The sequence below is a fragment of the Micromonospora musae genome (assembly GCF_003626635.1).
Taxonomy (GTDB): Bacteria; Actinomycetota; Actinomycetes; order Mycobacteriales; family Micromonosporaceae; genus Micromonospora; species Micromonospora musae.
Window position 1 is genome coordinate 604,231 of the sequence record NZ_RAZT01000003.1, and the last position, 12,207, is coordinate 616,437.

The window sequence follows — 12,207 nt, forward strand, 5'->3', positions numbered from 1 at the left end:
CCTGCGCCGTGGACGGGGGCCGGTGACGGCCGGCTCCCGTCCGACGCGCGGCCGCCGGCTGGCCGGCGAGGTGGAACGCGTGTTGCGGAACGCGGCTACGAGTCGACCTTCGTGAGGCGCAGCGCCAACTCGGGGCAGACCTTCACCGCCTTGCTGGCCCCCTCCCGCAGCCAGGTCGGCACCGGCGTCGGGGGGAAGGCCGGGTAGCCGTTGGCGTCCAGCCGGATGAAGTCCGGTACGACGTGCGCGCAGAGGCCGTGCCCGTCGCAGCGGGACCAGTCGAGGGTCAGCTTCTGGGGGGCCGCATCCGGCGCGCCGGGCAGGCCCATCACACCCTTCACCCGCCGGCCGCACCCCTCACCGGCCGCGTGCAGCCGCAGGTCGTCGACGAAGACCTCGACCGCGGAGAGCGCGAAGCGGGCCGTACCGTCGGGGTGGCTGCACGCCCCTCGTCCCTTCACCTCACCGGCGGCGGCCCGGACGATGTCGGCGGGCTGACTGCCGGCGACCGCGAGGTCCACCGCCCGGGCCAGGTCGGGCAGGCCCCGCTTGCATGGGCCGCACTGCCCCGCGGACTCCCCGGCCAGGTAGCGCACCACCTGGGCCGCCTCGCCGAGCGGGCAGGTGTCTCCGCCGAGCGGAACGATGATGCCGGCGCCGAGGGTGCCGCCGACCGCGGCCATGCCCTTGCGCGAGATCTCGGCGCGAGCCGCCGCCTCGGCCGTGATCCACTTTCCGTGGTAGCCGCCGGTCAGGATGCCCGGCCCGTCGGGCACCTCGCAGAGGTCGAGGATGTCCCGCAGCGGGGTGCCGGCCGCGCACTCGACCACCGCCGGTCGGCCGGCCGCGCCGGTGACCGTGAGCAGCACGGTGCCGGGCTCGTCGTCGGTGCCGAGGGAGGCGTACTCGTACGGCCCGAGCCGGGCGGCGACGGCGAGCTGGGCGTACGTCTCGGCGTTGGAGAGCAGGGTGGGCAGCCCGTTCACCCCGGAGTCGCTGGAGCGTTTCTTGGTGCCCGGCGGGATGTGCGGCAGCCCGTTGATGCCGTTGACCAGTGCCCCGCCCTCGCCGGAGATGAACCGGTGCGGAACGGTGACGACGCTCGTGGGGACGGGCATCCGCCGCTCGGCCAACGCCTCCATCAGCGAGCCGCGACCCACCTCGTCGTCGGTGACACCGAGCACGATCTCCTCGGCGTCGAGCGCGTACGCGGCCAGCGCCGCGCCGTCGAGGATCAGGTGCGGGGCCCGGGTGAGCAGCACCTTGTCCTTCCAGCTGGCCGGCTCTCCCTCGGTGGCGTTCACCACCACGACGGCGCCGAGGTCCTGCCGCTCGCAGGAGTCCAGCACGGCGCGGAGTTTGCGGGCGAACGGGAAGCCGGCGCCGCCCTTGCCCTTGAGCTGGATCCCCTCGGCGAGGCGGAGCAGACCGGCCGCCTCCAGCGGGCCGACCGGCCCGTGGGTCTCCTCGTGCGCGGCGAGGTCGAGCCGACCGAACTCGGCGAAGCCCGCGGTCAGCCGTGGTTCGCCGACACAGGCCACCGGAGGGACGGTCGTCCGCCTCACTTGGCCTCACCCCGCAGTCCGGCCCAGTACGCGCCGTCCACCGCGTCGGCGTTGGCTCGGCGGCGGCGATTCGCCCGTCCTTCGCCGGCGGCCCGCCGGGCTCGCCGGGACGCCAGATCGACCAGGGTGGGGGTGTCGTCGACCGGCGCCTCCTCGGGCAGGTACTGGGTCGGCGGGCGCCAGTAGTCGGGCTCCTCCGGCGTGTCGTCCTCGACGCTGTGCCGCCCGCCGCTCGTCGGCTGCGCGGAGATCGGCTCGGCGGAGACGGGTTCGGTCGCCTCCCAGCGGCTCGGGCTGGTCCACGGCTCCTCCGGCTCGTCGACGCGGCGAGCCGGCACCGGGATCCGGGCTTCCGTACCGGACTCGTCGTGGTCGTCGGCGCGGCGGCGCGACCGGGCGGACGCCGACACCCGGCCGGTCGGCTCCGGCTCCTGCGCGCGACGCCGCCGCGACCGGCGTGCCGCCGGCTCGACCTCCTCGTTCCGCGGCCGGCGCGACGCGGGCTCGTCCCGTTCGTCCTGCTCGTCGCGGTACCGTCCCGTCCGCCAGGTCGACGCACCGGTCCGGGCCGGCTCCTCGTCCCGCCGGCGTCCGCGCGATCGGGTCCGCTCGCGGGCGGCGGCCGGCTCGGGCACCACCGGCACGGCGAACCGGTCGGCGCCGCGCCGCGTGGACGGCACGGACATCTCGGCGGTGGCCTGCGCCCACTCGGCGTCGCGGCGCTGCCGGGCCGCCTCGGCGGCCCGCTTGGCCTCGCCGCGGCGGCCGAGACCGAGCACCGGCCGGCGCCCCTCCTCGGCGGGCCGGCCGGCGAGGGCCTTGTTCCTGGCGGCGGCCTGGTTCTGCTCGCGGCTGCGTCGCCCCAGCGTCACCGAGAGGCGGACGAGCAGCGCCGCCACCACCAGCAGCACGCAGACCAGGTAGCTCAGCGTCACCCACGGCTTGGCCGCGCGCCCGGCGTTGAGGCCGTGCACCAGGGCGAACGGCCAGGCGGCGTACGCCGTGGAGTGCAACGCCCGCCACAGCCACTTCGGACCGACGTTGGCGAAGCGGGCTCGGACGATCCCCGTCCAGAGCACGGCCACCATCAGCAGTGCGGCGACCGTACCGAGCCCGACGTAGAGCCCGGTGCCGGAGACGAACGGCACCACCGCGTCGGTGCTCGCGGCCCGACCGGTGGCGATCTTGGTGAGCACGTGGAGGCCGAGGCCGGCGACCCCGAGGACGCCGGTGGCCCGGTGCGCGGACTGCAGCAGCACCCGGTGCCGGATCAGCAGGACCAGCCGGTCCGTGGCGAGCAGCCCCATCATCACGGTGAGGCTGAGCGAGACGAGGGTCACCACCCCGGCGAAGAACTCGGTGAAGAAGAAGCCGTACGCGTACGCCCGCTGGCCGGCGCCGGTGAGCATCACGGCAGCCCACAACGCCGCGAGGGCGGAGACGATCAGCACGGTCATCGCCGACCCGGACGAGACCCGTACGCCCCGGCTGCTGGTGCTGGTCCGGACGGGCGTCGCCTTCTGCTTCTGCTTGACCCGGGCCATCTGCTCCTCGATCGTCCAACGGCGGCGGACCGCCGGCCGGCTGCACTCCGCCCTCCAGTACGGATCGACGAGGCGGCCGGATCACCGCCGCCGAAGAAATTTCTCGCCGGATCGAACCGGCGGACGGGATCACGCGTGTGGCACCGGCCGAGCGGGGGCGTGGGCGGAGAGTCTCGGCGGGTTTGGCGGTATTCGACCCGCTGCGGCGTTAGACCCTCGTACAGTAATTTTGTGCCGTTTGACCGAATGAAATCCTCCGGACGTCGGGGCTGGCTGGCCGCCGGTGTCGGCATACCGGCACTGCTCGTCACCGCGCTGCTCACCGGCCTGGCGCTGACCCCCGAGACGGAACCGGTGGCCAGCAACGCCGCCCCCGTCATCACGGCGACGCCGAGCGAGGTCGACCAGAGCCCCGAGGAGAGCGTGCTCCCCGCCGCGCCGGCCCCACCCGGGCTGCCGGTGGTGACGTACGACCCGGCACCGGCCGGGTTCCCGGCCGACCCGGCCGCCCTGGACACCACACCGCTCACCGAGGGGCTGCACCCGACCCGGAAGATCCCCGCCTACGACGCGCCGGGCGGCAAGCCGATCGCCTTCCTCGCGCCGACGATCAGCGAGGTCGAGTTGATCATGCCGATCGCCGATCGGCGGTCGGGATGGACGGCCGTCCTGCTCCCCTCGGCCAACCGGAAGCTCGCCTGGCTTCCGCCCGGCGGTCACACCACCGTCACGCTGCGGGACCAGATCGTGGTGGAGCGGCGCGTGCACCGGCTCACCTGGTACCGGGCCGGCAAGGCGGTGCGCACCTGGGAGGTGAGCCTGGGCCAGCGCGGGCAGGAGACACCGCTGGGCCGCACCTTCGTCCTCGGCCGCACCCCGCCGCCGGAGGACGTGTACGGCGGCGTCGACATCTACGCCCTCGGCTCGATCCCCGACGACCTCGACGCGGTCCCGGCCGGCCTGCGCGGCGCCCACATCGGCGTGCACACCTGGTACAACGACGACGAGCTGGGCGAGAACACCACCAACGGGTGCATCCGGCTCACCCGCAGCGGCCAGCGCGAACTGCTCGCCGAGGTACGCCCCGGCAGCAGCGTGGTGGTGGTCGAGGAGCTGCCCACCCCACCCCCGACCGCCTGAGCCGGACGCCGGCGCGACCACCACCCACCGCCCGAGACGCCGGCCGCGCCTGCCTCGCCCGGCGCCGCCTCAGTCGCCGAGCAGCCAGCCGTTCTGCTCCGCGATCCGGACCGCCTCGGCCCGGTTGCGGGCGCCGGTCTTGCCGATGGCGGCGGAGAGGTGGTTCCGTACCGTCCCCTCGGAGAGGTGCAGCGCGCCGGCCAGGTCCGCCACCGTCCCGCCGTCCCGCGCCGCCCGCAGCACGCCGGTCTCCCGTTCGGTGAGTGGGCTCGCCCCGGTGGCCAGCGTCTCGGCCGCCAGCGTCGGGTCGACCACCCGCAGCCCGGCGTGCACCCGGCGGACCGCCTCGGCGAGCTGGCGCGCCGGGGTGTCCTTGACCACGAAGCCGTTGGCACCGGCCTCCATGGCCCGGCGCAGATAACCGGGACGGCCGAAGGTGGTCACCATCAGCACCCGGCAGGCCGGCAGCGCCGCCCGCAGCGCCGCGGCGGCGGCGATCCCGTCCAGCCCGGGCATCTCCACGTCGAGCAGCGCCACGTCCGGGTCGGTCCGCCGCGCCTCGGCCACCACCTCGTCGCCCCGGCCCACCTCGGCGACCACCGTCAGGTCCGGTTCGAGGGAGAGCAGCGCCGCCAACGCCCCCCGGACCAGCGCCTGGTCGTCGGCGAGCAGCAGCTTTATCGGCTCGGTCACCGGGCACCCGCCGGCAGGCCGACCCGGAGCACGAACCCGCGCCCCTGCGGGCGACGGCCGACGCTCACCGTCGCGTCGAGCCGCTGGGCCCGCTCCCGTAGGCCGACCAGGCCGTGCCCGGCGGCTTCGGCCTGCGCCGTCGGTCCCCGGCCGTCGTCACTGACCTCCACCGCGTCCGGCTCCACCCGGATCGTGCAGTGGCGCGCCCCGCTGTGCCGCACCACATTCGTCACCCCTTCCCGTACCGCCCAGCCGAAGAGCGTGTCCCGCTCGGCCGGCAACTCCGGCAGTTCCGCAGGCAGGTCGGCCGTGATGCCCGCGGCGGTCAACGCCGACCGCGCCCCCGCCAGCTCGTCGGCCAGCCGCACCCCCCGGTACGCCCCGACGGTCCCCCGGACGTCGGCTAGTGCGGCCCGGGCGAGCTGCTCCACCTCGGCGATCTCCGCCACCGCCCTGGACGGGTCGACCTCCACCAGCCGGCCGGCCAGCTCGGCCTTGATGGCGACCACGGTGAGCGAGTGGCCGAGGATGTCGTGCAGATCCCGCGCCGTCCGGGCCCGCTCCTCGGCCACCGCCAAGCGGCTGATCTCCCGCTGTGCCGCCCGGAGCTCGCCGTTGCGCTGGGCCAGCGCGGCCACGCCGAACATGGCGAACGAGGCGAGCAGCACGGCGAAGAAGACCCCGCTCACCCCCGACCAGCCGGGCACCAGGTAGCCCGCCACCAGCGGCGTCAGCGCGGCGAGCACCACGACGACCAGCGCCCACACCGCGGGGAGGAGGAAGACCCCGGCCGTGGCCACGAAGACCAGCGTGGTCATCCAGTCCGCACCGGTGCCGGGGATGCCGACCAGGCCGAGGGCGAGCAGCCCCAGCAGCGAGGCAGCGGCCCGGCCGCGCGGGATCGGCCGGCCGGCCTGCCGGTGCGCCCGGGCCCACTCGAAGAGCAGCACGTACGCCACCCCGAAGGCGACCAGCGTGCCGATCCCGAGCCACTTGCTCCACGGCTCGGCCTGTCCCAACGCCGTGCCCAGCGGCACGTTGAGGAAGAAGAGCCAGACCGCGGCCAGCAACCAGCCGGTGAGCCGCCACTTTCGGCTCACCGGCTGGGGCTGACCCTTCGGAACGTCCATCGGGCTCACGCTAGCCGTCGGTCTCCGCTCAGACCCGGGCGGTGTCCCGGCGGAACAACCGGGTCGCACCGAGCGCGAAGAGGGCCGTCCACACGACCAGGTTGGCCAGTGCCGCCAGGCTCACGCCGTCGCCGGTCAGCGGGGCGCGGGCGAGTTCGCCGACGCCGTACACCGGGGTGAACCGCGCGACGTCCCGGAGCACCTCGGGCAGCACCTCCAGCGGAACGAAGAGCCCACCGAACATCGCCAGCACGGCGAGGATCGGGCCGATGAACTGCATGACGTTCTCCGCCGGGAAGAGGTAGCCGACGAAGAGGCCGAACGCGGCGAAGACCAGCGAGCCGAGCCACGCCCCGAGGCCGGTCAGCAGCCAGACGTCGGCGGAGAGCCGTACGCCGGTCGCCGCGCCGACGACGAACTCGACGCAGACGGCGATCAGGCCGAGGACCATCGCGGTGACGACCTTCGCGGCGACGTACGCGGTGGGACGCAGCGGGGTGAGCCGCAGTTGCCGACTCCAGCCCAGCGCCCGCTCGGTGGCGACCGCGGCGCCGATGCTGGTGGTGGCGACCATGGCGGCGTACACGGCGAGGCTGACCATGATGTACGCGGTCACCGCGCGGCCGTTGGGCAGCTGCTGCCCGCGCTGCGGCAGGCCGAAGATGAGGAAGAAGACCGCCGGCATGATCAGGGTGAACGCGAGCGTGCGGCGGTTGCGCAGCACCCGGCGCAGCTCGATGCCGAGCACGGCCGGGGAGAAGCCGCCAAGGGCGGGGGGCCGCCGGTCGGGGGCGACGCGGTCGGTGGTGGCGTTCAGCGCGGTGGTCATCGTCAGGCTCCGGCGTGGTCGGTGGTGAGGGCGAGGAAGGCGTCTTCGAGGTTGCGGGAGGTGATCTCCACGTCCCGGGCCGCGGTCCGGGTGAGCAGGTGCCGGGCGACCAGGTCGGAGTCGGCGGTACGCACGAGCACGCTGTCGCCACGCACCTCCACCGCGTCGACGCCGGGCAGCGCGGCGAGCGCGGCCTGGTCGGCGCCGGGGAGGGTGGCCCGGACGAGCCGGCCGGCGGCCAGGTTCTTGATCTCGGCGGTGGTGCCGTCCGCCACGATCCGTCCCTGCCGGACCAGCACGATCCGGTCGGCGTACGCGTCGGCCTCGTCGAGGTAGTGGGTGGCGAAGATGACGGTCCGTCCGGACCGGGCGTCGCGCCGCAGTGCCTGCCAGAACTCGCGCCGCCCCTCGACGTCCATGCCGGTCGTCGGCTCGTCGAGCACCATCAGGTCCGGGTCGGGCAGCAGGGCGAGGGCGAAGCGCAGCCGCTGCTGCTGGCCGCCGGAGCACCTGCCCACCACCCGGTCCGCGATGCCGGTGATCCCGGCCCGCTCCAGCACCTCCTCGGCGGGGCGGCTGTGCCGGTAGAAGTTGGCGGTCAGCCGTACCGTCTCGCCGACGGTCAGGTCCTTGAGCAGCCCGCCGGTCTGCAGCACCGCGGCGACCCGGCCACGCGCGATCGCGTCCGCCGGTTCGCCCCCGAGGATGCGCACCGAGCCGGCGTCCGGGCGGGCCAGGCCGAGCAGCATGTCGATGGTGGTGGTCTTGCCCGCGCCGTTCGGGCCGAGGAAGGCGACCACCTCGCCGGGCTCCACCCGCAGGCTCAGCCCGTCGACCGCGGTGACCGCGCCGAAGGTCTTGGTGAGGCCGCTCAGCTCCACGGCCGGTTGCGTGCTCGTCATGGGAACCATGCTCTTGCCCGGCGGGGTCTCGTACCCCGAGCGCCCGTCACGTTCGCGCCGTGACATTTGTCAGGGGTGGGGCGGCCGTGGTTCGCGGGGACTCAGGGGCGACCTGGCCACCAGGCGCATCAGAGACCTCAATTCACGCACCTACCGGGCGGCCGGGTGCCGGAGGATTCCGGCCGCGCCAACCGGGTAACCGCCGGGGTCCGCACGTTGCGACCGGGGAGGGACGCCGATGGGCAGCGCGCCGCAGGGAAACGTGGACACCGTCGTACTCATCCACGGGCTCTGGATGACCCCCCGGAGCTGGGAAGGGTGGGTCGACCGATACCAGGCACACGGCCTGCGGGTGCTCGCCCCCTCCTGGCCCGGCATGGAGGGCGAGGTCGAGCAGCTGCGCGACGACCCCACGCCGATCGCGGGGCAGCGGATCGCCGACATCGTCGACCACTACGAGCAGACCATCCGGGCCCTTCCCCGACCGCCGATCATCATGGGGCACTCGATCGGCGGGCTCATCACCCAACTCCTCCTCGACCGGGGCTTCGGCGCGGCCGGGGTGGGCGTCCACCCCGTAGCCATCAAGGGCGTGGTCAAGTTGCCGCTCAGCACTCTGCGCTCCGGCTTCTCGATCCTGCGTAACCCGGCGAACCGGCACCGGGCCGTCCCGTTCACCCAGGACGACTTCCACTACGCGTTCGGCAACACCATGAGCCGCGCCGACTCCGACCGCGCCTGGCAGCGCTACGCCGTCCCCGGGGCCGGGCATGTGCTCTTCGAGAGCGCGTTCGCCAATCTCGATCCGAACTCGGTCGCCGAGGTGGACACCCGTCGCGACGACCGGGCGCCCCTGCTGCTGATCACCGGGGGCGCCGACCACGTCGTCCCGCCCGGCGTGGTCCGCAGCAACGCCGCGCTCTACACGAAGTCCCGGGCGCTGACCGCGTACCACCCGTTCCCCGGCCGGTCCCACTTCACCGTGGGCGAACAGGGCTGGGAGGAGGTCGCCGACTTCGCGCTGAACTGGGCACTGGAGGCGGCCGCCATGCCCCGAGCGGCGACGATCGCGAGCGAGAGCCCCCGCCGCTGACTCCTGATCGGGCCGGAGTCAGCCCTGGGGCTCCTCGGCAGCCCGTTACCACCACCAGCCGGTCGACATGAGGTTCGTCATGTCGACCCCGAGGAGCATGGTGGCGCTGCGGCTCCAGGTCGGACGGACGTCACCGCTATCGCTCGGAAACCTGAGCCTGCTCGCTCACCGCGGGTGCAGACTGGCGCGGCACACCCGGGCCCATCGGCGTCAGCTTGCGCCAGAGGAACTCCAGCATCAGCGCCCAGATGAACGCGGACTGCTCGTTGTCGACAGCGCCGCCGTGCCCGCCTTCGACGTTCTCGTAGTAGGTGACGTCATGGCCGTGCTCGCGCAGGCGAGCAGCCATCTTCCGAGCGTGCCCCGGATGCACCCGATCATCCCGGGTCGAGGTGACGAGCAGGAGCGGCGGATACGCCAACCCACTGCGAATGTTGTGGTACGGCGAGTACTCCCGCAGATAGGACCAGTCCTCCGCCCGATCCGGATCGCCGTACTCGGCCATCCAGGAGGCGCCGGCGAGCAGCCGGTGATAGCGGCGCATGTCCAGCACCGGCACCTGAGCGACTATCGCGCCGAAGAGCGCCGGGAAGCGCGTGAGCATCACCCCCATGAGCAGACCGCCGTTGCTGCCGCCCTCGATGCCAAGCTGCGCCGGCGTGGTGATCCCCTGTGCGATCAGGTCCCAAGCCACCGCCGCGAAGTCCTCGTACGCCCTCCGCCTGTTCTCACGCATCGCGGCGTGATGCCACCGCGGGCCGTACTCGCCGCCGCCGCGAATGTTCGCCACCACGTAGGTGCCGCCCCGGGCCAGCCAGCCGCAGCCGATGGCGCCGTCGTAGTCCGGCGTCATCGGGATCTCGTACCCGCCGTATCCGGTGAGCAGCGTCGGCCTGGTGGTGGTGGGCTCGGGCCCCACCAGGAAGTACGGGACGCGGGTGCCGTCAGCAGACGTGGCGAAGCCTTGGCGTACCGCGAGGTTCCCGGCGTCGAACGAGGCCGGCTCCTGCTTGAGCACCTCGACCGGGCCACCGACCTCGCCGAGTCGCAGGGTCGCCGGTTGGAGGAACCCTTCCGACGCGAGCAGGTACTCGTCGCCCAGCTCCGGGTCGGTCTCCACGAGCCGGCTGTGCTCGTTCGACGGGACCCCCGCGAGTGGCTCCCGCCGCCACCCCGTCTCGCCGGGCGTCAGCACGGTGAACCGGCTCCGCACGTCGACGAGGGTGGCCAGGATCAGATGGTTGCGGGTCCAGACGTGGTAGCTCAGGGCAGTCTGTTCGTCGGGGCGGAACAGCGGTGTCAGCTCCCGCTCGCCGGCGAGGAACGCGTCGAACCGGGTCGCCAGCAGGGCACCCGCGGGGTGGGTCAGCCCAGCGACCCGCCACGGCGAGCGGAGCCGGATCACCAGCCACTCGCGGTGTACGTCCCATGCGGCGTCCGCCGGCACGGGAATCCGGATCCGCTCCCCCGCCTCCGTCAGCAGGAAGTTTTCCGACCGGTAGAAGTCCAGATGACGGCCCACGAAGTCGCGCCTGAACCCCGGCGTCGGGTCGTGCGAGGCGTAGACGGTCACGTCATCGGGACGGGCCTCGTAGACGACCTCGGCCTCGGCCAGCGGCGTGCCCCGCCGCCATCGTTTGGCGACGCGCGGGTAGCCGGAGGTGGTCAGCGAGCCGGGCCCGAAATCGGTGGCCACGTAGATGTGGTCGGCGTCGATCCAGCCGGCGGCGCTCTTCGCCTCGGAGAGGGAGAAGCCTCCGGCCACGAACTCCCGGCGGCCCAGATCGAACTCGCGGATCACGGTCGCGTCGGCGCCACCTCGGGACAGGCTGATCAAGCAGCGCCGGTATCCGGGCCGGAGCACCGTCACCCCGCCCCAGACCCAGCTCTCCCCCTCCTCGGCGGCCAGCGCGTCGACGTCGAGCAGCACGTCCCACTCCGGCTCGCGCCGGCGGTACTGGTCGAGGGTGGTTCGGCGCCAGACCCCTCGCGGATGCGCGGCGTCCCGCCAGAAGCCGTAGTAGAAGCGATCCCCGCGCCAGCCCGGGTAGGGGATGCGGTAGTCGGCGTCGAGCACCTGTCGGATCTCGGTCCGCAGTGCGGCGAACCGCTCCCCGCCGGTCAGCGCGGCGAGGGTCTCCGCGTTGCGATCCCGCACCCACCCGGCAGCTTCCGCCCCGTCGACCTCCTCCATCCAGAGGTACGGGTCATCATCCTCGTCGATCCGTGCCGCCACCTACGCAACTATCCCGGACAGGCCGGCTACATCCCTTGTCCGAGGCTTGTCGGCATGGCGACTCACGGCTGCACCCGGCCGGCGCCGGTTGAGTGGTCGCACCTTACCGGTCATCGCACGATTGGCGGAACAGCACCGGCCGCGCCGCAGCCAAGCACAGAGAGTACTTGCTCGTGGACTCAGCGCATCAATAGACTCTCGTTCACGCGCTTTCCCGCCCCCTCCCGGGAGGTCGCCTTGGGCACGTCGACCCGTCTACCTGGCCCAACCAAGGGCGGATGGACCGCGGCGAAGAACGGCCTGAGCCGGTGGACTCCAGACCCGGACAGCCGGCCGGGTCTCCTGATGGAGGACGACCGGCGCGTCGCACAAGAGTTGGCGGAACGGTTTCGACGCGCGCTGCGCGAAGCCCTGCTCGAAGATCCGGAACGGTACGGTCTCCGTGAGGCGGCGCTGGCAGGCGGAGCGCGGCTCATCAGCATCCTCGACGAGCTGAGACAACCGGACCCAACGGCGCTCCGGCACCTTGCCGACCAAACCTCGGTCGACCCCACCGACGAGTTCGTCCGTCGATTCGTTGACGATGTGAGCGGCGACGGCCGACTGATCGTGGATGCTGCAGTCCGGCGTGCTACGCGCCACGTCGCCGAGTGCCTCACCACAACTGGCGGCCCCCTCGCCGATCCGACTCACCCGCAACGAGTCAGCGGTGAGGTCTTCTGCGCCCTGTACCAGCTGTTCTTCGGTGAACTCGTCGGCGAGTTCGTGCACATCCTAATCGCCGAGAACATCAAGCTCACTCTGCCGGCGCTGATGCTTCTCGATCCCACCGACATCGTGGCGGGATTCGTCGCCGACCAGGTGGTCAAGGTGCTACCCGATCCGTGCGCGGCAGCGGCTACCCGATCACATGAACCACCGCGCCTCGCCGACGTGGCCCGGGACCTGCTAGGTCCTGTCTCGAAGTGCGTGTAGCCACTCGTTGATGGCGGTGACGTGGATGGTGGCTTCGTAGCGGACGGCCAGCTTGTCGTATCGGGTGGCCAGGCCGCGATGGCGTTTGAGCCGGTTGATG

Annotated in this window: 10 protein-coding genes and 1 pseudogene; 3 read left to right on the top strand and 8 right to left on the bottom strand. The window is 72.9% G+C overall.

The annotated features are described in order from the left end of the window. Positions 1-95: 95 nt before the first annotated feature. Positions 96-1,565 (bottom strand): NADH-quinone oxidoreductase subunit NuoF family protein, encoded by a 1,470-nt coding sequence (locus D7044_RS08595; protein WP_120688456.1) that lies wholly within the window; start codon positions 1,563-1,565, stop codon positions 96-98. Beyond that, a complete protein-coding gene (locus tag D7044_RS08600; RefSeq protein ID WP_120688457.1) occupies positions 1,562-3,109 on the bottom strand; it encodes a ferric reductase-like transmembrane domain-containing protein in 1,548 nt (515 codons plus the stop codon). Before D7044_RS08600 ends, D7044_RS08595 begins: the two co-directional genes overlap by 4 nt. 231 nt (positions 3,110-3,340) lie before the next feature. Between D7044_RS08600 and D7044_RS08605 the strand changes: the two genes are divergently transcribed. Then, a complete protein-coding gene (locus D7044_RS08605; protein WP_233563169.1) occupies positions 3,341-4,249 on the top strand; it encodes a L,D-transpeptidase in 909 nt (302 codons plus the stop codon). A gap of 69 nt (positions 4,250-4,318) precedes the next feature. On the opposite strand, the gene D7044_RS08610 is transcribed toward D7044_RS08605, so the two are convergent. The 4 genes from D7044_RS08610 to D7044_RS08625 are packed head-to-tail and all read right to left on the bottom strand — an operon-like array spanning position 4,319 to position 7,803. Next, positions 4,319-4,942 carry a response regulator transcription factor gene (locus D7044_RS08610; protein ID WP_120678608.1) on the bottom strand — a complete coding sequence of 208 codons (624 nt, stop codon included), beginning with the start codon at positions 4,940-4,942 and terminating at the stop codon, positions 4,319-4,321. After that, positions 4,939-6,072 carry a sensor histidine kinase gene (locus D7044_RS08615; RefSeq protein ID WP_120688458.1) on the bottom strand — a complete coding sequence of 378 codons (1,134 nt, stop codon included), beginning with the start codon at positions 6,070-6,072 and terminating at the stop codon, positions 4,939-4,941. Before D7044_RS08615 ends, D7044_RS08610 begins: the two co-directional genes overlap by 4 nt. A 28-nt stretch (positions 6,073-6,100) precedes the next feature. Next, on the bottom strand, positions 6,101-6,901 hold the full coding sequence (locus tag D7044_RS08620; RefSeq protein WP_120688459.1) for an ABC transporter permease: 801 nt from the start codon (positions 6,899-6,901) through the stop codon (positions 6,101-6,103). A gap of 2 nt (positions 6,902-6,903) precedes the next feature. Then, the gene (locus D7044_RS08625) at positions 6,904-7,803 is read right to left on the bottom strand and encodes an ABC transporter ATP-binding protein (protein ID WP_120678614.1); all 900 of its coding nucleotides are present in this window, start codon (positions 7,801-7,803) and stop codon (positions 6,904-6,906) included. Positions 7,804-8,041: 238 nt separating this feature from the next. On the opposite strand from D7044_RS08625, the gene D7044_RS08630 reads away from it, so the two are divergent. Further along, positions 8,042-8,896, top strand: a complete 855-nt coding sequence (locus D7044_RS08630; RefSeq protein ID WP_120688460.1) for an alpha/beta hydrolase — start codon at positions 8,042-8,044, stop codon at positions 8,894-8,896. 136 nt (positions 8,897-9,032) lie between these two features. Here D7044_RS08630 and D7044_RS08635 read toward each other — a convergent pair whose 3' ends face one another. Then, complete coding sequence (locus tag D7044_RS08635) at positions 9,033-11,132, bottom strand: prolyl oligopeptidase family serine peptidase (RefSeq protein WP_233564900.1); 2,100 nt, start codon at positions 11,130-11,132, stop codon at positions 9,033-9,035. Between the two features lie 345 nt (positions 11,133-11,477). On the opposite strand from D7044_RS08635, the gene D7044_RS08640 reads away from it, so the two are divergent. Next, positions 11,478-12,107, top strand: a complete 630-nt coding sequence (locus D7044_RS08640) for a hypothetical protein (RefSeq protein ID WP_120688461.1) — start codon at positions 11,478-11,480, stop codon at positions 12,105-12,107. Here D7044_RS08640 and D7044_RS08645 read toward each other — a convergent pair. Continuing rightward, positions 12,081-12,207, bottom strand: a pseudogene (locus D7044_RS08645) (IS5 family transposase); the annotation flags it as partial. The gene D7044_RS08640 and the pseudogene D7044_RS08645 overlap by 27 nt on opposite strands.